23 protein-coding genes and 1 pseudogene are annotated in these 20610 nt (G+C 34.8%); 12 read left to right on the forward strand and 12 right to left on the reverse strand.

What is annotated here, in order from left to right:
* Positions 1 to 77 precede the first annotated feature (77 nt).
* The 4 genes from V7138_RS01440 to V7138_RS01455 all read right to left on the reverse strand — a co-directional run bounded on the left by V7138_RS01440 (position 78) and on the right by V7138_RS01455 (position 2959).
* Positions 78 to 656, reverse strand: a complete 579-nt coding sequence (locus V7138_RS01440; protein WP_335393580.1) for a Crp/Fnr family transcriptional regulator — start codon at positions 654 to 656, stop codon at positions 78 to 80.
* Between the two features lie 437 nt (positions 657 to 1093).
* On the reverse strand, positions 1094 to 1594 hold the full coding sequence (locus V7138_RS01445) for an SRPBCC family protein (protein ID WP_335393582.1): 501 nt from the start codon (positions 1592 to 1594) through the stop codon (positions 1094 to 1096).
* A 24-nt stretch (positions 1595 to 1618) separates the two neighbouring features.
* Entirely contained in the window at positions 1619 to 2032 is a 414-nt protein-coding gene (locus tag V7138_RS01450) for a VOC family protein (RefSeq protein WP_335393584.1), read from the reverse strand.
* A 402-nt stretch (positions 2033 to 2434) separates the two neighbouring features.
* Positions 2435 to 2959 carry a GyrI-like domain-containing protein gene (locus V7138_RS01455; protein WP_335393586.1) on the reverse strand — a complete coding sequence of 175 codons (525 nt, stop codon included), beginning with the start codon at positions 2957 to 2959 and terminating at the stop codon, positions 2435 to 2437.
* Between the two features lie 607 nt (positions 2960 to 3566).
* Here V7138_RS01455 and V7138_RS01460 point away from each other — a divergent pair.
* The 4 genes from V7138_RS01460 to V7138_RS01475 all read left to right on the forward strand — a co-directional run bounded on the left by V7138_RS01460 (position 3567) and on the right by V7138_RS01475 (position 6249).
* Positions 3567 to 4994 (forward strand): alkaline phosphatase PhoX, encoded by a 1428-nt coding sequence (locus tag V7138_RS01460; RefSeq protein WP_335393588.1) that lies wholly within the window; start codon positions 3567 to 3569, stop codon positions 4992 to 4994.
* 28 nt (positions 4995 to 5022) lie between these two features.
* Positions 5023 to 5250 carry a twin-arginine translocase TatA/TatE family subunit gene (locus V7138_RS01465; RefSeq protein ID WP_335393590.1) on the forward strand — a complete coding sequence of 76 codons (228 nt, stop codon included), beginning with the start codon at positions 5023 to 5025 and terminating at the stop codon, positions 5248 to 5250.
* A gap of 69 nt (positions 5251 to 5319) precedes the next feature.
* A complete protein-coding gene (gene tatC / locus V7138_RS01470) occupies positions 5320 to 6045 on the forward strand; it encodes a twin-arginine translocase subunit TatC (RefSeq protein WP_335393592.1) in 726 nt (241 codons plus the stop codon).
* A 15-nt stretch (positions 6046 to 6060) separates the two neighbouring features.
* A complete protein-coding gene (locus tag V7138_RS01475) occupies positions 6061 to 6249 on the forward strand; it encodes a hypothetical protein (protein WP_335393594.1) in 189 nt (62 codons plus the stop codon).
* Positions 6250 to 6313: 64 nt separating this feature from the next.
* On the opposite strand, the gene V7138_RS01480 is transcribed toward V7138_RS01475, so the two are convergent.
* From V7138_RS01480 to V7138_RS01490, 3 genes are all read right to left on the reverse strand, one after another.
* Entirely contained in the window at positions 6314 to 7027 is a 714-nt protein-coding gene (locus tag V7138_RS01480; RefSeq protein ID WP_335393596.1) for a dihydropteridine reductase, read from the reverse strand.
* A 281-nt stretch (positions 7028 to 7308) separates the two neighbouring features.
* Positions 7309 to 8649 carry a hemolysin family protein gene (locus V7138_RS01485; protein ID WP_335393598.1) on the reverse strand — a complete coding sequence of 447 codons (1341 nt, stop codon included), beginning with the start codon at positions 8647 to 8649 and terminating at the stop codon, positions 7309 to 7311.
* A 78-nt stretch (positions 8650 to 8727) separates the two neighbouring features.
* The gene (locus V7138_RS01490; protein ID WP_335393600.1) at positions 8728 to 9153 is read right to left on the reverse strand and encodes a MerR family transcriptional regulator; all 426 of its coding nucleotides are present in this window, start codon (positions 9151 to 9153) and stop codon (positions 8728 to 8730) included.
* A gap of 518 nt (positions 9154 to 9671) precedes the next feature.
* On the opposite strand from V7138_RS01490, the gene V7138_RS01495 reads away from it, so the two are divergent.
* Complete coding sequence (locus V7138_RS01495) at positions 9672 to 9962, forward strand: hypothetical protein (protein ID WP_335393602.1); 291 nt, start codon at positions 9672 to 9674, stop codon at positions 9960 to 9962.
* Between the two features lie 273 nt (positions 9963 to 10235).
* On the opposite strand, the gene V7138_RS01500 is transcribed toward V7138_RS01495, so the two are convergent.
* Positions 10236 to 11081, reverse strand: coding sequence for a DUF1259 domain-containing protein (locus tag V7138_RS01500; RefSeq protein ID WP_335393717.1), 846 nt, complete (start codon positions 11079 to 11081; stop codon positions 10236 to 10238).
* Positions 11082 to 11410: 329 nt separating this feature from the next.
* On the opposite strand from V7138_RS01500, the gene V7138_RS01505 reads away from it, so the two are divergent.
* The 3 genes from V7138_RS01505 to V7138_RS01515 all read left to right on the forward strand — a co-directional run bounded on the left by V7138_RS01505 (position 11411) and on the right by V7138_RS01515 (position 12703).
* Entirely contained in the window at positions 11411 to 11719 is a 309-nt protein-coding gene (locus V7138_RS01505; RefSeq protein ID WP_335393604.1) for a hypothetical protein, read from the forward strand.
* A gap of 51 nt (positions 11720 to 11770) precedes the next feature.
* On the forward strand, positions 11771 to 12121 hold the full coding sequence (locus tag V7138_RS01510; protein WP_335393606.1) for a hypothetical protein: 351 nt from the start codon (positions 11771 to 11773) through the stop codon (positions 12119 to 12121).
* Between the two features lie 426 nt (positions 12122 to 12547).
* Complete coding sequence (locus tag V7138_RS01515; RefSeq protein ID WP_335393608.1) at positions 12548 to 12703, forward strand: cysteine-rich CWC family protein; 156 nt, start codon at positions 12548 to 12550, stop codon at positions 12701 to 12703.
* A 438-nt stretch (positions 12704 to 13141) separates the two neighbouring features.
* Here V7138_RS01515 and V7138_RS01520 read toward each other — a convergent pair whose 3' ends face one another.
* The 3 genes from V7138_RS01520 to V7138_RS01530 all read right to left on the reverse strand — a co-directional run bounded on the left by V7138_RS01520 (position 13142) and on the right by V7138_RS01530 (position 15763).
* Positions 13142 to 13369 carry a YrvL family regulatory protein gene (locus V7138_RS01520; RefSeq protein WP_335393719.1) on the reverse strand — a complete coding sequence of 76 codons (228 nt, stop codon included), beginning with the start codon at positions 13367 to 13369 and terminating at the stop codon, positions 13142 to 13144.
* A 233-nt stretch (positions 13370 to 13602) separates the two neighbouring features.
* Entirely contained in the window at positions 13603 to 13980 is a 378-nt protein-coding gene (locus V7138_RS01525; RefSeq protein ID WP_335393610.1) for a VOC family protein, read from the reverse strand.
* Positions 13981 to 14332: 352 nt separating this feature from the next.
* Positions 14333 to 15763 (reverse strand): FMN-binding glutamate synthase family protein, encoded by a 1431-nt coding sequence (locus V7138_RS01530; protein WP_335393612.1) that lies wholly within the window; start codon positions 15761 to 15763, stop codon positions 14333 to 14335.
* 282 nt (positions 15764 to 16045) lie between these two features.
* On the opposite strand from V7138_RS01530, the gene V7138_RS01535 reads away from it, so the two are divergent.
* Positions 16046 to 16129: a YjcZ family sporulation protein gene (locus tag V7138_RS01535; protein ID WP_246203968.1), complete on the forward strand. Its 84-nt coding sequence runs from the start codon at positions 16046 to 16048 to the stop codon at positions 16127 to 16129.
* Between the two features lie 546 nt (positions 16130 to 16675).
* Here the strand turns inward: V7138_RS01535 and V7138_RS01540 are convergent.
* Positions 16676 to 16870, reverse strand: coding sequence for a hypothetical protein (locus V7138_RS01540; RefSeq protein ID WP_335393613.1), 195 nt, complete (start codon positions 16868 to 16870; stop codon positions 16676 to 16678).
* A 264-nt stretch (positions 16871 to 17134) separates the two neighbouring features.
* On the opposite strand from V7138_RS01540, the pseudogene V7138_RS25245 reads away from it, so the two are divergent.
* From V7138_RS25245 to V7138_RS01550, 3 genes and pseudogenes are all read left to right on the forward strand, one after another.
* Positions 17135 to 17244, forward strand: a pseudogene (locus V7138_RS25245) (YjcZ family sporulation protein); the annotation flags it as partial.
* 379 nt (positions 17245 to 17623) lie between these two features.
* On the forward strand, positions 17624 to 18010 hold the full coding sequence (locus V7138_RS01545) for a YmaF family protein (protein WP_335393615.1): 387 nt from the start codon (positions 17624 to 17626) through the stop codon (positions 18008 to 18010).
* Between the two features lie 1831 nt (positions 18011 to 19841).
* Positions 19842 to 20354: a DUF3231 family protein gene (locus tag V7138_RS01550; protein ID WP_335393618.1), complete on the forward strand. Its 513-nt coding sequence runs from the start codon at positions 19842 to 19844 to the stop codon at positions 20352 to 20354.
* Positions 20355 to 20610 lie beyond the last annotated feature (256 nt).

Here is a 20610-nt window from a genome sequence, read left to right on the forward strand (position 1 = left end):
TCCTTTTTACTTGATTGTAGCCGGACAATAAGAATGCAGCATTGACTTAAGTTAAGATGGTAAGAAATAAGGGAAGATTATGACTGAATTCGCTTTTTTATTCGACTTAATGACTCTGGTGTCATACCGAGGTAGCTTGCCAATTGATGTTGTGGTACACGTGTGAGGAGTTCTGGTCGAGTTTGGACGATCATTTTATAGCGTTCTTCTGGGGAAGAACGTATAAATGTTGAGGTTTCATTTTGTGCTTGAACAAAGTAGTTTTCCATCATCCGTCGGGTCATGGTTTCAAGCTCTGTGTATTGCTGATACATTTCTTGTTCAGATTCTAGTTCTCCAACCACTAATACACAATCCTCTTGACAGGTTAATGTATAGTTGGATTCTTGATTTGGTGCTTCATTATTAAACAATAAAATGGCTTGTTCTTCGGTATAAAAGTGGGTCGTAACCTCCTTTCCATCAAGATTCACATGAAATTGCCTGACACAGCCCTTCAATACAAAATAACAATTCTTTGAGGGCCGTTCCCCCTGTTTGATGAGAGAGGTCCCCTTTTCAAACCTTTGTATTTCTAAAGCATCCAACACAGCCTGTTGTTCTTCTTCATTTAGCGACGTATAGGTAGCCATATATTTCAAGAGGATTTCCTTCATAACATGTCTCCTTTTCATTGTATGCTCTTCATGACAATCGTACCATTTTCATTCAAAAACAGCATTACCTATTTTGTTCATTTTAGGTTAAAGAACGTTAAAGAAGGCTGGACAATAACTAATCCTAAAATGGCTTTTTCTAGAATCAGGTACAATAAAAAAGGCGCCTTCTTAAACAAGAAAAGCACCCTTAACGTACAGTTTTTTACAAAGTTGCATTCGTAACTTTATCATTTTTATGATTGACTATAGGTGTAATTGGTTCATCTTTTACCTTATTATTTCCGTACTCAACAAAAAAGATTTTTCTCTTTCGTAGCTTTCTTAAATAAAATTTGGTCCCCGATTAGCAGTTGCCATTTATCATTAATTTAAGTAAGGATATAAAAATGCAGGAATCATTAAGATAAAAGAACTTCTGTTACTTTTAATTAATATTAAAATGAAGGATATGTAATTTTTCCTGTTTCTACTAATTCCTTCAAACCTAAGAACATATAATGCCAACCTTGTCCGGTTTCTTTTTTCCATTCTTCTTGTGCTTTTTCAATGTCTTCTGTAGTCCAACCCTCTTCGTGAATAACGGTAATATCTTGTGTGAACGTCATCTCACAACCTGATTCAATCGGTTGTAACTCTACTGTAATGTTGTCTTCTAAATCACTAAATTGAGGCATACGGAATGTGAAAATAAGTTTCGTAGGTGGGGTTACTTCTTTGTATTCTCCAATAGCCCGGTAATCCTTCCCGTCTCGATGATCCACAATTTCCCATGTTCCTCCGACACGAGGATCACACTCTGCCACTTTGTTCGTATGCTCCATCGTAAACATCCATTTTTTTATCATTTCTTCCTTAGTCCATGCATCAAACACTTTTTCTGCTGGAACATCAAACTGGCGTTTCATTACCAGTTGTGTTATTGAAGTCTTTGTCATGCCAACCATCCTCTTCTAAGCATATTATTGATTAATTGTACTTTCATCCAAATAAGCAACTTCCCATAAATGACCGTCTAAATCCTGAAACCCCCAAATATACATGAACCCATGATCTTGTGGCTCACTAAAAGATTTACCACCAGATGACAATGCCTTATTTACTATCTCATCTACTTGATCCCTACTTCCAGCTAAAAAACTGAGAATTACTTCGGCAGAACTAGTGGTATCCACAATTTTCTTCTTACTAAATCCAACGAATCGTTCCTCATTCATGATCATAGCAAAGATATTCTCACTGATGATCATACAAGATGTCGTCTCATCAGAGAATTGTGGGTTGAACTCAAAACCAAGTTCCTTGAAAAAATGGGTGGACTTGTTCACATCTTTTACAGATAAATTGATAAAGATATTTTGGGATTTGAATGACATATTTATTACCTCCTGTGAAATTACTAGTTAGAAATCCATATCATTTAAGTTTTTCATTAAATGTCGCTAAATATTCCACTTTTCTTAAGTCTTATATATCGCTTTATTATAACAATATCCAGGTTTGAACGTAACTGATTATAGTCTTTGATCCCTTTTTGTAATGTGATAATGTCGAGTATCTGCCATTAAAAAGAAAATAGACGTGTCAAAAAACACGCCTCTTACACATTATGATTATATTAAAAATCAATGTTGTCCGGAACAGGTCCTACTCGAAAATCTTGATTTAAACAATGTAAGGCATCCAATTCCTCAATGGTTAATTCATCACTTGCAAGGCTTCAATGACAAGTACATCTAGAGTAGCAGCGAACCATACCACTACTCACAAAACTGATATCATTTCCGTTTAGTGAGTATATCTTCTGACTTTTTAACAGGTAAATGCAATATATAATCCGAATCTACACCTTTATATGGGTTATAAACTTCAAAACCAATGAGATCTGTTTCTTCATATCCTTCGCTCGTAAACCATTGATAAAGAAACTGATAGGGATTAATATCATCGGTCTTTGGATTAAACGCTAGTACAGCATATTGATGGGCGGAAATGGTTATAAACGTCATCTCCATTGGGATATCTTCATCATTTGTTACTTCTACACCAGCAATCCAGGTAAACTCATCTTTTTCAGGGTTAAAGTTTGGCGGGTCAACAAAAATCCCATAAGAGATTGTTTCATCAATTCTATTTTTGACCTCGCCAATTCTAGAAGAATGGAATTCCTCAACGATATTAGGGACTTTAATGTCCTTATCCATCATGGTTGTATTACACGAAATTCCGACAACTCTAAATTCCCCTTTATCAACAATTTTAGGCTTATGCTTTTCCACTAATTCCTGAAAATTATTATTCATTTCTTCACTCCTTTAAATCTTTTCATATTTCTAGTAATATCTAGTTTCTTATCTTCCCAATTCTATAAACCTGCTCCGTTAGTAAAATATCTGTTGCTTCAATACTAACATAATATTCCAAATGCAATATACAAATCAAAAAAAGCGACCATTATGATCGCCTTGTGTACGTATTTCACCCGCTTGTCTAAGTACATTTCTTCACAAACATCTTATAGTCTTACGTTTCTGTCATACTCCTGCCCCAATGTTAACCAACACAATAATACGTTAGTAATTTATTCATTATTTTTACTATAAATTAATAAGACTTTTACAAAAAAAGAAAATTCATCTTCTTTTCTTTTCGTAATCCATTACCTAAATCACAGGGAATTTATCCTAAATTCATTCCTAGATTTAATGAACTGGTACAAAATTACTCCCTTAAATGAATATTCTTTATCCCGTTTTTTAAAAACATCAAACTTTATACCCACTTTTAAAATATTCACACTATTTTAATCATGTCTTAATTCATAATTAAACTGCATGTTTTAATTTAGTAAATAGATTCACCTGAAGTTTTTACACCCTAATAATCTATTACATTTATGGAGGCAAACAAATGGAAAAGAACGGTTTGAACAGAAGAGATTTTTTAAAGGTTGGTGGAATGAGTACACTTGCGTTGACTTTAGGCACTACAGGTCTCTTATCGGTAGGTGGACAAGCCAAAACTTTCGCGGCTGGTAAAGTTGATAATCCAACTAGTGGCTTTGGCGGATATGGTCCTCTAATTCCAGATCCAAATGGAATTCTAGATCTTCCAGAAGGCTTTCATTATGAAATTATTTCCAGAGAAGGCGAACTGATGACAGACGGAAGGAAAATCCCTGGAGCTTTTGATGGAATGGCGGCATTTGAAGGACCTAACAATACAACCATTCTGGTTCGTAATCATGAATTATCGGCAGGTCCAGCATTTGGAAGTAATCCTTATGATCCAAATGCTAAAGGTGGTACAACGGCTCTAGTTGTAAGTGCAAATCGTAAAGTCATTAAAGAATATGTTACCTCTTCAGGTACAATCCGAAATTGCGCTGGCGGAGCGACACCTTGGGGTACCTGGTTAACTTGTGAAGAAAACCGTTCCGCTGGACACGGATATGTATTCGAAGTAGATCCGCAACAACCGGAAAACGATTTGAGCAAAACTCCAATCAAGGAAATGGGGCGTTTCTCTCACGAAGCTTGTGCCATCGACCCATCGACAGGTTATGTATACTTAACCGAGGATGCAAGCCCAAGTTACCTTTACCGTTTTATTCCTAATGATTTGAGCCAAAAACCAGGTTCGTTACAAAAAGGCGGTAAGCTTTATGCAGCCGCAATTGAAGCGGTAACTGATCCAGCTGCAAGCACATTTAAAACAGGACAAACATTTAAGATTGTTTGGAAGGAAGTAGATCCTCATTGGTGCCGTGAGGAAGCTGATGCTCAAAACTGCATTAAATTCTCAAGACTTGAGGGAGCGTTTTTCCAAGAGGGTGTTTTCTGGTTCGATGACACTTCTGCCGGTGAAAAAAAACTTGGACGCGTTTATCGTTATGTTCCTCACACTAATACATTGGAGCTTTTCTATGAGGGAAATGATGCACGAGAAATGGAATATCCTGATAATATCTGCTGTACTCCATGGGGCGACCTTTGGTTTGTAGAAGATGGCGCTGGACAAGATCGCATTATGGGAATTACCCCAGAAGGCAAGGTCTATCCTTTTGCCGCCAACCGTTTAAATGATGAAGAATTTGCAGGACCAACCTTCTCACCAGATGGAAACACACTTTTTGTCAATATTCAAGAACCAGGTATAACCTTTGCCATTTGGGGACCGTTCCAACGCAGAAACTCTGCGCGCGCAAGAGAAATGTCCTTTGCTGCTCCTAAGAATCTTGCACCTCAAGTTTCGGAAAAAGTGGCTAAGGCAGCCGAGGCCCAAGGTATGTCCGTTCTAGAAGCGGCAGCATTTGAGCGCCACGGAGTAAACTTATAATATTCTCACATTAGAAGGAGGTTCAAATATGCTTCAAAACATTGGAATCCCTGGGTTAATTCTTTTATTGGTCCTAGCTCTTATTATTTTCGGCCCTTCAAAGCTACCTGAAATTGGCCGAGCCTTTGGAACAACCCTAAAGGAATTTAAAAAAGCAACCCGTGAATTAGTAAATGGTGACGACAACCAATCAAAAACGGAAGAAAAAACTACACTGCATACAATCGATCAAACGAACAAAAAAACAGGAAGCTAACTGACAGATTGATGTAGGTAGGCCTTTACCTACTTGCATCTTTTTTTCTAACGAAAGGAGGGTACCTAAATGGAAAAAGAAGCAATGCAACTCACTGACCATTTAGCAGAACTGCGTAAACGAATCATTATTACGTTACTTGTTTTTATATTAGCTCTAATTGGATCTTTAATTTTTGTTGGGGATCTCTATCAATATTTAGTAAGGGATATGGATGGAAAATTAGCCTTGCTTGGTCCAGGGGACATCCTATGGGTTTATATGGTCATTGCGACTGTCTTTGCTGTTGCTATAACGATTCCTGTAGCTGCCTATCAAGTCTGGAAGTTCATAAAACCAGCGTTATCAATTGTAGAACAACGAGTAACCTTAATGTTTATTCCAGGTTTATTTATCCTATTTATTTTAGGTATATCATTTGGTTATTTTGTTCTTTTTCCATTAGTTCTCTCTTTTTTATTAGATATAGTTGGAGACCAATTTGAAACATTCTTCACAGCAGAAAAGTATTTCCAATTCATGCTTCACCTAACACTTCCATTTGGATTTTTATTTGAAATGCCAGCGGTCATCATGTTCCTTACCAGACTAGGAATTGTAAATCCGGAAAAGTTAATAAAAGGAAGAAAGGTTGCTTATTTTTTGCTCGTTGCCATTTCTGTATTAATTACACCACCTGACTTTATCTCGGATATTTTAGTCATTATTCCTTTATTCATTCTGTATGAATTAAGTATTTCTCTTAGCAAAATCGTTTATAAAAAACGAATTTCTGCTGAAGCTTCTTTAGCATAAGAAGGAGGAAAGTAAATGGTAGCCGTCTGTCTAAAACATGTAAAAGATGGGCTTAATACTCTTGATGTTCCACATGTAGCTAGACTAAATAACAATCAAGAACAATCAACCACATGTAAATGTGCATATTGCCATTTAAGTGCGGATTACAGATTGTTCAATGAAAGGCCTTATAGAAAAAAGAAAGAGCTTGATAAAGTATAATCTTAATGAGCCAACCCTAAGTTTGGCTCATTTTAGGTTTTATCTTGTTATCGCTTGCTCCCCTTTATTCCTTTGTAAATCCAAAAAACTTAGGCAATTCTTTTTCACGCTTATCAAGCATAATCTGTTCTGGCTTGATGCCCTGCCCGCGCAGCACCTCAATGTTCTGGACAACGAACTCGTCGCTACCAACAACATAGAAGAGTCCATTCTTATCTGCAGCAAAATTTTTCACTGCTTCATAATAGTCTTTACGGTTGTCGACGAACTGTGCCGTAAACTTCTTGTCAGGTGCAGATTTAAAAATAGTTGTGAATAGGTAATCTTTTGACGAATCAATGTTTAGGGAATGAATTTGATTGACGTTGGCAGCACGTTCGAAATATTCAAGTACAAGCGGTCTAAAAGTTGCAAGGCCGACACCTGACGACAGCAGATAAATATTTTTATCTTCCCTTTTCAGTGGTACATTCGAATGTGTTTTAAATATTGCAACTTCATTTCCGACTTCAAGATTTCTTAAAATCGATTTAAACTCAGAGCACTGCTCTCTGATGCGTGTTGTGATACCGATTGCATTTTCGTACGGTAAAGTAGAGATAGACATATGACGAACCAGGCTCTTGTTTGGTTTATCTCCAGCATTGAAACCTTCCAGTGCAAAGTGAGTGTGGGAGCCTTCTTCCCAAGTAAAGTTTTCCGGACAGTCGAGCAGATACGTTTTAACCTCAGGCGTTTCCTCAATAATCTTATTTATTTTAGTCCAGTATATTTGCATTGTATAATCTCCTTCTCATTGAATATGTATCGTTACTACCTAATATACATTAAGTGATAATAATTCTCAATTAAAAAGGTTTTATTCATATTTTTCTAGATAATGGCCATATTACTGACATAGATTGTTAGAGGGTTATATATCTTGTTAAAACAAACAAATAAATAGTTGTTATATCAATAAAAAATGGAGTATGAATTTATTTGCTAATTCATACTCCATTGACTATATTCATTTATGTTCTCTCTCTGCTTACCGAAACCGTTCATGCCTTTTTAATCTTATTCGGTTTCCTTTTCTGTTTTTGGATCGTCTTCTACCTTTTCCTTAGCTGGAAAAACTTCAATTCGCTTGATATGATGATCTTCAATATCTAAAACCTTAAACTCGTATCCGTCAAAGAATATCGAATCGCCATTTTCCAGATCAAAATTCTGGGTAAGCATCCAGCCGCCGATCGTATCCATTTCTTCTTCTTCAATATTCGTTCCTAGTAATTCATTAACTTCATCAATCAAGACTTTGGAATCAAAGATAAAGTGGCTAGCTTTTACCTTTTCCACTTCAGCTATTTCATCAGCATCGAACTCATCACGGATTTCACCGACAATTTCTTCTAAAATATCCTCTACCGTTACAAGTCCAGCTGTTCCTCCGTATTCATCTACTAAGATGGCCATATGAGTATGTTCTTTTTGGAATTTTATTAATAGGTCGTAAATAGGCATAGACTCAATTACTACGATGATAGGTTTTGTATAATATGCAATTGTCTTTCCTGCCATATCCTTTCCATTAACATAATCTGATAGAACTTCTTTCATATTGACTAATCCAATAATTTGATCCTTATCGCCATCAAGTGTTACTGGATAACGAGTATATTTTTCAAACCTTGCCAAGTCGATAAAATTTTGAATACTGGAATCTTCAGATACACTTACTATTTCCGTTCGTGGAACCATGATTTCCTTCGCAATTCGATCATCAAATTCAAAAATGTTCGTTACGTATTTATATTCAGCCTGATTAATTTCTCCACTCTCATAACTCTCAGACAGAATCATACGTAATTCTTCCTCACTGTGTGCTACCTCATGTTCTGAAGCTGGCTTTATCCCAAATAATCCAGTTAACCATCGTGCAGTTCCATTTAAAGACCAAATAAAAGGATACATGATTTTATAGAACCATATAATGGGACGAGCTAAAAATAAAGTTACTTGTTCTGCTTTCTGAATGGCCACCGTTTTAGGAGCCAATTCTCCAACAACAACGTGTACAAATGTAACGAATGCGAAGGCAAGAACAAGCGAAATGATATGAGACACTGTAGGGGTAATATTATACTTCAAAAAGACTGGCTCAAGCAGAGCGGCAATCGTTGGCTCCCCTAAAAAACCAAGACCTAATGCAGTCATTGTAATTCCTAATTGACATGCTGAGAGGTAACCATCTAAGTTAGAGATTACTTTCTTAGCAGCTATTGCATTTTTATTTCCTTCCGCAACTAATTGATCAATTCGAGTGCTTCTTACCTTCACAACTGCGAATTCTGTTGCAACGAAAAATGCTGTTAATACAATTAATACCGCAAACAAAATTAAATTAATTATTATCAATAAAATCCCTTACTCCGATAACGGATAAGGAGACACCTCCTGATTTTTGAGAAAGATTTAGTTAGTCTTAAAACCTGTTTAAGCCAATAGCATCAGTAATGAATGAATTAAAGTTACACTTTCAGGTGAGAGTCTATTGAGAATCAACTTTTTTTCACTGTCATTGAGTTTTTCTAGTAAGGGCAGTAACTCATCAACATTGTTTTTTAAGTTCTTGATTTTTTCTTCCACTTCATTTGTTTGTAGAAGAATATCAGTCTGATTCTTTTTACTTTCATCATTTATTGATTCTCTTATTTCATGTAAGGAAAGTTGTTTTTGTTTACAGCTTTCTATAAATCTTAGAATTTCTAAAGATTCCTGAGTGTAATATCTATAATTCGAAGCATTACGTTCTGCTTTTAAAAGACCCATATTTGTATAGTAATCAATTGTGCGCTTTGTTACATTCGCCATTTCTGCAAGTTCACCAATTCGGTACTTCCCGACCCCATCAAAACTCACCTCCCCATACAAACCATCACGTGATGGTTTAAACCGACAAAAATGATTAATAGTATATACGTTTATACATAGAAAAGGTTTCAAGGAAAATAAATAATTTCAAAAAGACGATCCTTCGCTCTTGAAGCATCGCTACCATTGATTGAATAAGAATTATCTTTTAAAATCGCTCATTAGAAAAAAAAAAGGTCGTTAATCCTTCTTGGATTAACGCACCTGTTACTTAAGTTAAAAGAAGGTGCTTTCACTTCATAATTTCATCGAATTACGAACTATTAATTCCACTCTTGTCCATTTCATATTAGTATTTTACGCATAAACTAAATTATCCACCATTTAGACATATTATACCTCCTCCTGGACACTCATTATTATGGGTGTCCTTTTATTTAAAATAAAGTCAATAGTCCAAGCATGTTAAATCCAGTTATATATACTGTACTTACTTCAAATAAGGAGGTGTTTTTTTCATTTAGAATATTATGTTTTCGAAAGAACAAATAAAGGAGGAAGTTTGAATGGATAGAAGGGGAAATAATAATACAAATGTTGATGTTGATGTGGAAATAGATATCGAAAACAGATTAAGAAATCGATCTGAAGCAGATGTACGTAACGTTGATAGAAATACCAATGTAGCTCGATCAACAGTAACTAACTCAGGTAATTCAAGAGTAGATGTTCGTTTTAATAGCAGAAGCAATGCGAATGTTAGATCTGAACAAGAACAAGATAACGATCAGGACCAAGATATAAACATTGATGTTGAGGTTGAAGAAGTGAGACGGAGACGGAGACGGAGAATTTGATGAAGGTTTTTAACCTCATTGAATGGGATGGAGTTGAGTTTTTTAACTTCATCCTTTTAAAATTCAAGTTAAAATATCGATTGTCCATGAAAAAAGGAAGGGTTTTTCTATTATTGGATTTTATGTGGAGCTTGAAGAGCAATCTATTTAAATAACATGAATAGGAAGTCCAGATTCATCCCTTCGGAAAAACAAACAAATCAAATTTAAAATTTTGAAAAGCAACGCCTTTTAAAACGTTGCTTTCCATCAAAGTTTGCTAGTTGCCCAAACTTATCCTTTTAGAACCTTTAAAGAATCACTAACATCTCTTGCAAACTGTACTGGATTATCAATTTTCACAAAATGAATATACATAAGTCGCGGATTGTCAAAGAGCCAATGGTTGTGGAAAGCCGTGATGAGAATTCCGTGTTGGCGCAATCTACTAGCTAATGGATTAAATTCTTCCTCTAATAGAACCGACTCACCACTGCATAAAGCTCTTCCGTCAGGAGTTAATGATTCGAAAGTAAACATTTGTGGAATTGCAAGAAATGATCTGCTTGGTCTGCCTAAAATACGTGGTTTTAGATTCAACCTGGATCTCATTACCGTACAAATACCATTTTCAAATGTATGATCACCACCAAGTATATCATGAAACTGTTCGCACAGTTCCTCTGCAAGGGGATTAACACGATTCCTTCCTCTACTAAAGCCCCCTATATTTCGCGATGTTAATACATTTAGTGCTTCTTTTGTTTTTCTTGCAAAATCGAGTGGTTTATCAGTGGCTTCCCAATGAATAAACATTAACCGCGGATCATCAAATAACCAATGGTTATGAATAGCTGTGACAAGAATCCCATTCTTCCTTAATATAGAAACAAATCGGTTGATTTCGTCTTGAAGAATCACCGTCTCACCTAAACACAAAGCTCTTCCTTGACTGTCCTCTTGTTCAAATGAAAAAGCTTGTGGGACAAACATAAAGGATTCCGCTCTACGGCCTAATACGGTTGGGTGGAGGTTATTTCTGAAGCGAGTAGCTGTACAAACACCATTTATAATAGATGGAGTCGCATCCAAGATATTTGCGAACTCCTGACAAAGCCTTGATGGTTGCATATTATTCATTCCATCCATTTTTTTAGCTCCTTTCAATAAATATCAATGACATTTTATTCATTGACAATTATTTTGATAGGGACAAACGATTGTTTTTATAAATAATTTCACTACATTGAGGGTTTCTAGAAGCTTGGAAATTTTTACACCTAAAACAAAAACCGAAATAGTTTAAAACCTATTTTTAGTTTTGTTATTTGTATATTTATTACAAGGCCTTAACTAGATTTAAATCTTTAGTAATTCATTAAAAAGGGCAAAAACACTCAGAAAGCAGCCTATACACTTTTTTAAAATAAGAATAACTTGTAATTAAGATTGAGAAAGGAGGGAACAAAATGACTAGAAGAAGATTCGACAGTCACGGAAACCAAAGCCATTTTAGAAGTTCAAACGGTCGACAAGAGGTGAATGTTGATAGCGATTTTGACTTCGAGAGTGATATTGATAACAGAACGAATGCAGAATCTGAAGCGGATGTTCGAAACACAGATAGAAATACCAATGTAGCGCGAGCTACTGTAACTAATTCTGGAAACTCTAGAGTTGATGTACGTTTAAATAGTAGAAGTAATGCACGTGTAAGGTCAGAACAAGATGCGGAAAACGACCAGGATCAAAATACTGATGTAGATGTAGACTTTTAACTAGTGGTGGGATATATTTTATATCCCACCTAATAAAAAGGATGAAATATTATGGAGAAAAGAAATAAGTTTCCCCAAGAAAAAACTAGATTTAAAGTCTATGGAAGTTCCAAGGATATAAATAGGCTTAATAATGAAAATAAAAGTATAAACTCAATTGAACACAGCGGAAATTCAGATGTAGATGTAAATATTGAGGTAAATGTTGATACAACAGCAATAGGCTTTGCTATTTTATGTTCTCTTCTTGCTACAGGGCAAGTGAGTGATATGGAGTTTCAAAGGGCAGTTAAGAAATTTGAAGATTTATCTAAAGTAAAGACGAATAACTTTTTTGGTCAAGATCTAAATACATTATCCAATTTAAAGCTTTTTATTCCAGAAAAATTATTAGAGCAGTAATATAAAATTTCTGCTCTAAATTACATACTTTGGATTTCTAAATAAAACGAAATATACATAGAGATCTGGTTAAAATTCTATAAGTTATTCATGCTTGTTCTTCTTAAACACTTCACCTAAATAATTTTTTACTTATATAAATAAGTTAAATACAAAAAAAGCGAAAATCTCTATTAGATTTACGCTTTTTTCGGTAGGAGTTACTTTTCTCTACGGGACCATATAACTACTGGAATAAATAATAATCTGTAACATCTAGTATTACCGTTTTATCTATTAGGTCTTCAGATAAGATTTGCTTCTTGGGTATATCGATGGCTCTTAATATGTTATGCTACAAACATATCGTTAATAGCACATATTATCAAAGTATAAATAGAATATAACAAAAGACTATTATTATGTCACAATTCGAGGGGAAGTTCATTGACAAATAAATATTGCCCTTTATGTGGGGAAGTTAATGGATGTAGGTCTAGTGCTGGAGAACACGGCAATTGTTGGTGTGATATGGAGGAATTCCCTAAAGAAATCTTTGAATTAGTGCCAGTTGAAAGTATAAGAATAGATTGCATAATGTAAAAAATGTTTAATTAAATTTCAGGAAGAACAAAAAATTAAGGGAATTATACAATGAAATTATAATGCTAAAAAACCACGATTTTTTTATGAAAATCGTGGTTTTTATTTGCGTTTTAAATATTTTTATTGCCTTTTTTCCCACAAAAAAGAACCCGTTATCTTTTTGACGATCCTTTTTTACTAACACTCCTTAACTTTAAGTGTAATTTTTCACAACCCTTTTATTTCTTAGATCTAAATCTATGTCCTAATATCTCAAAATCCTTGCTATCAATCATTGGGGGTTCATCATCGTTCTCTTCTAATTTCCAACCGATAAGTCCAGTAATCAATGAGAATATGAGTGAGCCTTGCCAAGTAATCGAAATATTCTCCAAAAAGGTATCAAGTATCTCAATTTAACGCAAAAGTGAGACCCGTATTCAAAATAATTGATAACTATCCCTTACTTGATTGAAGAATACCGATAGATTTTATAGCCTTTGGTATCGCATTTGTAATAAGCGAGAGAGGTATTTCAAGGAATACGTACATAACAAAGAAAGCACCAATTGAATTATATTGCAACCCGAATATTCTTAAAAATATGTATTCAAAAAAAGTAATCCCAAGTAAAATTATTAATACGATAGACGTACATATAGATGTTGTTTTAATTTTACTTATATTAAACTCCTCCTCACATTAATAACTACTTCCCCATTAAGCGAATAAAATAAATGCTTTACTGCTCTTGATGTAATGCCCCCCTTATTTTTACTACTACGAAAACCCATATTACAAAGTTTCACTACTTATTGAACAATACTGCCCCATTAGCTTAATAACCTCAACAAAAAAGGCGGTTAATCCTTCTTGGACCAACGCACCCTATAATTTAACTACAGTACTTCACTATATTATTTAGAAGTTATTCTTAAAAAATATCCATCTGGGTCAACAATCTTAAATCCTCTCATATCCCAAGGGTATTTTTCCACCTCAACCTCAATTGGGTAATTGCTATCAAGGCATCGTTGGTACACTTTTTCTAATTCATCTACTACAATAATCATTTCAAAACCATTTCCTTTAACGTTGCTTTTAGGCTTATTATTAAAATAATGGCTGTCCCCTAGAATTGATTCAGAAGCGATTAACAAAGAAAAACAATCATAGTTGAATCGTCCAGACCGTTCATTTCTACCATACAGTTCTAACCCTATAATGTCTTGATAAAATTTTAAAGATTCTTCAATGTCTTTTACATACAACTCAACCCTAAATAGCACACTCATCTTTCTCTCCCCTTCTCGAAAATTTGTTAAATTAACCTTTTTAAGTATCCTGCATCGTTAGCTCAATTAGGAGTTCAACAAAAAGGTGCCTTAATCCTTCTTGGATTAAAGCACCTTTTAATTTAAGCTCATTTTTTCAAAAACTTGGTTTTGCATAAATATAAACTATCTTCATCTTTCATTATTTTTTACTGTTTAGAATAATATTCCTTTGTTTAGACTTCTTTTTATTTAACTAATATTGTCCGAAAATCAAAAAGAACAAGCTACAATTTTGGCGACTAGTTCTTTATCAATAATCCTTTATTTATAATGTCATTTAATACCGTTTAAACAGTATTGCTTGATTCTTTTAATGTAGTTCGTGTTGGTCATGATACAAATCATCCTGTTTGAATGATGAACTAAAATCGGGGAGATTAGGAAATCCTGCAAAGAAATCATTTTGTTCATCTGAAGAAATATACCCAAGCTCAACTCCGATTGCTCGAGACAAAAATGGATCAAGCGTACACAAATCGGTTCTGGATAATTCCGACAAACTTACTTTTCCAGTAGTATAGCAGATTGATTCCATTTCACGCACAGAGGCCTTCAAAAAATTGGCCAATTGAATGGAACTTCTTTCAACGTCTAACTGATCCGTTATTTTTCCATTGTAGATGACAAGATCGCTAGGTGGCTCAAAAGGTGCGGTTTTAGTCATTTGCTCTCCAAGCAAAGCGGTAATTGCTGCAGTTCCAATATACACAACGTCTGCTCCCAAGGCCATCGCCTTAAGATATTGTCCCGGATTTGATAATCCTCCTGCTGCAATTAAACTAGTATTAACTGCACCCTTTTGTGATAAGTATTTCGAAGCTCGCGAAACCGCATAAAGGGTAGGTAGACCCAAATCATCTTCCAATATTGGTGCAGCTGCGTGAGATCCTGCCTCCGCACCGTCTATGGTAATAAAGTCTACTCCTGCTTCTAATGCAACCTGAAGTTCCTTCTCGAGATAATGAGTTGCAGCTATTTTCAGCCCAACCGGTACATTTGTCTCGTCCCTTAACCTGCGTACAAGTTCTATGAATTGTTTTGTATTATTTACACCTGGCAATCGGGTATGTGCTACTGCATCTTCACCTTCAGCAAGTCCAAACACCTCCCGATATTCTTGACCGATTTTACTTGCCACAGTCCTTTGTGCTGTTGATCCTTGTGCTCCTTGTCCTAATTGAATCTCAATTGCGTCTAGACGGGAATATTTATCAGGGGTGTTTAGCCATCCACCCCGGTTGTATTGTCCGATTAATAGGGTTGCGGCTTCCCTTTCCTCTTCCATTAATCCCGCTTCACCCGTATTTGTTGCTGTTCCTGCCATGGAAGCACCTTTGGCCAAAGCAATTTTTGCATTTTTACTAAGTGCTCCACCAAATGACATCCCGGCGATCATCAACGGAATTGAAACCTTTAATGGTTTTTTAGCACCCTTGCCAATAGTTACAGAAGTCGATATTTTAACATCTTCTTGGGTTGGAAATCGATATAGATGCACGGGATTAAATAAGAGTTTTTCCCATGGAGAAAAATGCAAATGACTTCCCCATGGACGTTCAGGAGGTTTTCCTTGAGTTGCTCTCATCACATTTTCAATCATATTAATGAGTCCTTCTTTTTTTGTAACAGGAATCCATTCGAACAGGTTTTCTGTATATGAATCCCTTGCCATCCGTGTAATTGTTTTATCAACTGCTTCATTAATAGCGTTTCTAATTAAGTTACTAATAAATTTAGACATCCTGTCACACCTTATATCCGGATTTTAATTTAAGTTGCATTATTATAGCTTGTTCCTTTAAGTACCTTTTTATTATCGTTCAAGTATTTAAACTCATGTTAATCGTATAAATGTGAAAGATGTACCAAAACCGATTAGAAGAATTGAAGTAGTGCATCATAGACGAAAATTTCATTGTTGCTAAATTCCACACCTGTCCATGTCGGATCCTAATGTCGATTCATAGACTATCTTATCTTCGAAGAAGGAGGTGTTTCTATGAGCTACGGTGGCGGATACGGTATGGGTGCAGGATTTGCATTAATTGTTGTACTTTTCATCCTGCTAATCATTGTTGGTACTTCATATGTGGGCGGTGGATACTAATCACCCCTAACAGTAACGATTAACTCAAACCTTATTTCTTAAAGTTGCAACAAAAAGTACCAAGAAATCTCTTGGTACTTTTTGTTATTCACTTGTTCCAGCAAAGCGTGATCCAGTGACCGCATTTGTTGTTATATGTAAGACTGGGTGGGACATTTCCGAGAATCCCCACATTATTTAACTGATGGCTTTGATATACTGGATTCAGAAGAATATAAACAGACCATTTTGATTGTAAACGGAGTTTTAGAAGCAAAAGATATTAAAGTTTGACATATGGAAATAGCAATATTGTTGATGCTGTGATATCCGTTCAGAATAATTTAGATATTACTGAATGGCTCATCCATCAATAAATAGTAGGTTTGGTTTAGGTGCTAATGCTTTCTTATCACTAAAGTTAATAGTGTAAATGTGATAGATTAAAATGTCTATCAACTCATACAATGATAGAACTTTTCGCTTTAAATTAATAAAAAAATATGTTCTACAACATGATGGGGTAGATTAAATCTACCCCCATTGAATTTTGTTACAAGCTTGTTCTCAAAATATCCGTCTTCTAAAACGGAAGGAGAAAACGAAAACAACTGCAAAAAATGGAATGAATCTTCTGCCAAAGGAGGAACGTAAAAAAAATCCTCCACGAGGTGGATCCCCGTCAATCGTTCCTCTATATGTTCTTCCATCACGAGTTCTTACCTCAACTGGTTCTCCTCTAAATCTCATTAAAGGATGCATGCTTATCACTCTCCTTTCTTTTTCTCAATTAATCAAAAGGACAGAACCTCTAAACGACACAACAATTACTGTAAAAGAAGTTTCAAATCCCTCCCTCCTTTAGTCGTTTAAAAGTTTGTAGGAAACTACCTTCTAATATAAAGTATGAAGATTAATACTAACGGATATGGACAAATATTTAATAGTATTAAAAATCCACACTTGTCCATTTTGTTTCATATTATGTAATAATCTCTTAAGTAAAGAAGGTAGTGTATGATGTGGGGTTATGGTTCAGAATTTGTTTTATTTGTGTAGTTCTCTTCATCCAGTTAATTATTGTAGGAGCTTCATTTGTTAAAGGAGTATTTTTAGCAAACCTTCACCGATCATAACTGAACACATTTAGGGAGCACAGTCACCAGGTGCTCCCTTCTTAAAGATATGGATATTAAAATGAGGGTTTCAATAAAAATTCAAATTTTCTACTCTGTCAATCGATTATGAAGATTTTATATCTAACAAGTTTGCAAATTGTTTGATTGAATTTTCTCTATTTATTAACTAGGAGAAGGTTAATGCAATGTCTTTTTTATTCCAAAGCAACAATCAATACGAAATCAGCCCTTTTTTAAAAAGCAAACATTATTCTCTTCTAAGACTAAGTGATTCATTGGTCTAAAATCACAAATTCACCATATGTATTTTGTGAAGAAACATTAATTTCACAAAAACTTTTCTTTAAAACTTCAAAAAGAAGGGTGGAAAACACTTATGGAAATACCGGTTACAGGTTATATTGTCGAATCCTCTAGTTCAAATCGAGATGGTGAACATTCACATGTTTTGTATCTTACTTCATGGGATGGCAAACCTGTTCATAGACATCATTTCTCGGGAGTAACCTCTTTTAATGCCGGACATGAACATCGATATGCAGGAAGAACCGAACCAGCCCCTACTGGAGTACCTCATACACATCATTATTTTACGGTTACTTCGTTCAATGATGGGCATAAACATGAAATTAGAGGAGTCACGGGGCCTGCTATCCCATTGCCTGAAGGAGGGCATTATCACAAATTTTATGGAGTAACCACCGTAAACGGCTCTCATCCTCATTCACATAAATATAGCGGCAAAACAGCTCCTAGTGATTAACAATCTTAATAATTTTTTGATGATAATCCTTTAGTTACAGTACTTTGAATTTATTAAGATATGCCACCCTATCCTCTTCGTTAGCTATTTTCACACTTCTTACACCCAACAACAGTCTTCAGTATGTTTTATAAAAAATACTAAGCCTTTATATAGGTAGTTCAGTCTTGAATTAGAAAGCTTCAATCCTTAACTATATTAGGATTTGCATACAAGTTCAATTTTTGGATACGTTAACAAAATGGAGTAGTGAGCCTATAGTAAAGGGTGTTTAATTTTTATGTCGGTAAAAATTCAAAAGATTTTAAATGTTACTATGGTTATAATTGCATTTTCAACAGTACCTTTTATTGGATTACAAAATTTAAAGCGATTCTTACCTGTTTCCTTTCTTATCGGTTGTATAGAAGTGATTAATGCACTTATTGGAAAAAAACGTAGATGGTGGGTTTTTTATAATAAACCAAATTCTTACTTATTTAATGAATTCCCTTTTAATATTGGTTTGTTCTTGGTATTTTCAATTTGGCTAATGAAGTGGTCATATGGAAAGTTCACAAGGTTTGTCTTTCTTAATGCAATCGGCAATGCTTTCTTTGCTTATCCATTCGCAAAATTCGCGAGAAAAATTAAGTATTTCACATTGGTCCGTCTAAATCATTTACAGTTTTTCTTCTATTTTTTTTCTAAGGTTTTTCTGTTCTATGGATTACAATACCTGTTTGAAAGTACAAAAAGCTTAATTTATGAGAAAAATCGTTGTTTGAATTATCCTCCCACCTTTGTTAAATAAGGGTTTCAACAAAAAAGGCTAAATCCTTCTAGGTTAATGAACCTTTTAGTTGAGAAAGTGGAATGTTAAAAGAATAAATAAGAATATTAAAGGTATATTAAAATTGTGAAACATTTGTTTTTCACAGAGATTTGCATAGATGACCAATTTCAAAACAAAAAACTACCATAAATTAGGTAGTTTTTTGTTTTTACTACATACGTCTTGCCTTTGTTTAAAAATAAGAATAGGTAAATTTCTTTGCAACGGCTTGTAATTGGAATTATGCATGTCGGTTAGTATTTTCAATAGCTCCCTGGCATTTTTATTTGAGTAATGACTTTTAAAATTTAACAAATCCATATTTCCTCAATGTATTTTCTTGCTGTTACTAGATCAAGAGTACCTACGCTGTTGTTTATTTCCTTAATGACCTGTTCTATATCCATCGTTAAGCTCCCTTAAAAAATATTGTGGAACGTTGTCTAATAATGTTGATGTCGGTTAGATTTCCGAAAAGTTAAGAATGCCTCAAATAAAAAAACCCCGTGTCCGAAGAGACAGGGCTATTTCAAGGGTAATTCTAGGTGTAATAATAAATTATCCATTTATCAATAATTTTATCCATCCTAAAAAGGATAACAACAATGGAATACTAAGCAATTGCAGGTTGCTCGAACTATTGGAATAAGTAAAAATTCTATGTGTAGCTATAAGAGAGACCTAAGTTTCCCTGAAAGAGAAGAGCTCTATAGAATTGCAGAGTTTTATGACGTCAATATTTCTATAATTAGGGAAGAATAGTTTGGCCCCAAATCGTGAGGGCTCCCTTTGTTCATGAAAAGCAACAGATCTCCCCCGGTAGTTAAACAATGAAAGTGTTTTTCTTTATAATTACATAGAACTGTGAAATAAAAAACTTTTTTTATTACTCAAAAAGGAAAATCTCTTTTTTAAAGTGTATATTCTTGTACATATCAATTAATAATAATCACTGTGCTCTATATCCTCCAAAAGGAGTATTTTATGATAGTACAAAAGATGATTAGGAGTGTAGTTATGGGAATATTAAGTGGAAATCCTCAAGATGAACCAATGCATTACGGTGAGGTTTATGGAATGTTTACTCACCTGTTAACAAACAATGGTTTAATTGCTAGTTATCAGGCATATCTTAATCACACTGGTGATAAAGACTTACAAAAACTTATTGAAGAAGCAATTCAAGGTATGGAAAACGAAAACCGACAATTACAAGAACTTCTTAAAACAAACGGAATCGCCTTGCCTCCAGCGCCACCAGAGCGTCCAAACGCAAATTTAGAGGACATTCCTGCTGGGGCAAGGTTTACTGACCCTGAGATTAGCGCAGCTATTAGCAGCAATGTAGCTGTTGCTCTAGTAGCTTGCAGTCAAGCCATGGGCCAATGTATCCGAGAAGATATCGCAATGATGTATGGTCAGTTTCATTTGGCGAAGGCTCAGTTTGGTTTAAAAATGTTAAAGTTGAATAAGGAAAAAGGTTGGCTAATTCCCCCACCACTTCACTATAGTAAAAATAAAGATTGTTAAAATCCGGCACCTAAAAGAGGTGCTTTTTTCTTATTTCGCATTTTATTTAAACTCCACTTATGTCCGTTTCGACGAATTTTGGCTCTACACACTAGTGAACACATTGATGGTTCTATTTCTGGCATACCCAATGAATTGGTTAATGCAGAAATTATTAGTTACAAATTAGTCAATTTTAAACCGAAACAAATGTTTTACTCATCCATTAGTTTTTCCTATGTTATCTACACCTTCCAATTATTAAAAAATAACTTAA

Origin of the sequence: Bacillus sp. JJ1533 (assembly GCF_036965045.1) — a bacterium.
Classification (GTDB): Bacteria; Bacillota; Bacilli; order Bacillales; family Bacillaceae_L; genus Ferdinandcohnia.

What these genes read in the sequence shown, in the direction of transcription:
- V7138_RS01505 (WP_335393604.1), top strand. Translation starts at nt 11,411, where the DNA reads ATGACTAGAAGAAGATTCGACAGTCACGGAAACCAAAGCCATTTTAGA.
- V7138_RS01475 (WP_335393594.1), top strand. Translation starts at nt 6,061, where the DNA reads ATGGTAGCCGTCTGTCTAAAACATGTAAAAGATGGGCTTAATACTCTT.
- V7138_RS01450 (WP_335393584.1), bottom strand. Translation starts at nt 2,032, where the DNA reads ATGTCATTCAAATCCCAAAATATCTTTATCAATTTATCTGTAAAAGAT.
- V7138_RS01440 (WP_335393580.1), bottom strand. Translation starts at nt 656, where the DNA reads ATGAAGGAAATCCTCTTGAAATATATGGCTACCTATACGTCGCTAAAT.
- V7138_RS01550 (WP_335393618.1), top strand. Translation starts at nt 19,842, where the DNA reads ATGGGAATATTAAGTGGAAATCCTCAAGATGAACCAATGCATTACGGT.
- V7138_RS01500 (WP_335393717.1), bottom strand. Translation starts at nt 11,081, where the DNA reads ATGAATAATATGCAACCATCAAGGCTTTGTCAGGAGTTCGCAAATATC.
- V7138_RS01525 (WP_335393610.1), bottom strand. Translation starts at nt 13,980, where the DNA reads ATGAGTGTGCTATTTAGGGTTGAGTTGTATGTAAAAGACATTGAAGAA.
- V7138_RS01530 (WP_335393612.1), bottom strand. Translation starts at nt 15,763, where the DNA reads ATGTCTAAATTTATTAGTAACTTAATTAGAAACGCTATTAATGAAGCA.
- V7138_RS01460 (WP_335393588.1), top strand. Translation starts at nt 3,567, where the DNA reads ATGGAAAAGAACGGTTTGAACAGAAGAGATTTTTTAAAGGTTGGTGGA.
- V7138_RS01455 (WP_335393586.1), bottom strand. Translation starts at nt 2,959, where the DNA reads ATGAATAATAATTTTCAGGAATTAGTGGAAAAGCATAAGCCTAAAATT.
- V7138_RS01465 (WP_335393590.1), top strand. Translation starts at nt 5,023, where the DNA reads ATGCTTCAAAACATTGGAATCCCTGGGTTAATTCTTTTATTGGTCCTA.
- V7138_RS01495 (WP_335393602.1), top strand. Translation starts at nt 9,672, where the DNA reads ATGGATAGAAGGGGAAATAATAATACAAATGTTGATGTTGATGTGGAA.
- V7138_RS01510 (WP_335393606.1), top strand. Translation starts at nt 11,771, where the DNA reads ATGGAGAAAAGAAATAAGTTTCCCCAAGAAAAAACTAGATTTAAAGTC.
- V7138_RS01445 (WP_335393582.1), bottom strand. Translation starts at nt 1,594, where the DNA reads ATGACAAAGACTTCAATAACACAACTGGTAATGAAACGCCAGTTTGAT.
- V7138_RS01545 (WP_335393615.1), top strand. Translation starts at nt 17,624, where the DNA reads ATGGAAATACCGGTTACAGGTTATATTGTCGAATCCTCTAGTTCAAAT.
- V7138_RS01540 (WP_335393613.1), bottom strand. Translation starts at nt 16,870, where the DNA reads ATGCATCCTTTAATGAGATTTAGAGGAGAACCAGTTGAGGTAAGAACT.
- tatC (WP_335393592.1), top strand. Translation starts at nt 5,320, where the DNA reads ATGGAAAAAGAAGCAATGCAACTCACTGACCATTTAGCAGAACTGCGT.
- V7138_RS01535 (WP_246203968.1), top strand. Translation starts at nt 16,046, where the DNA reads ATGGGTGCAGGATTTGCATTAATTGTTGTACTTTTCATCCTGCTAATC.
- V7138_RS01480 (WP_335393596.1), bottom strand. Translation starts at nt 7,027, where the DNA reads ATGCAAATATACTGGACTAAAATAAATAAGATTATTGAGGAAACGCCT.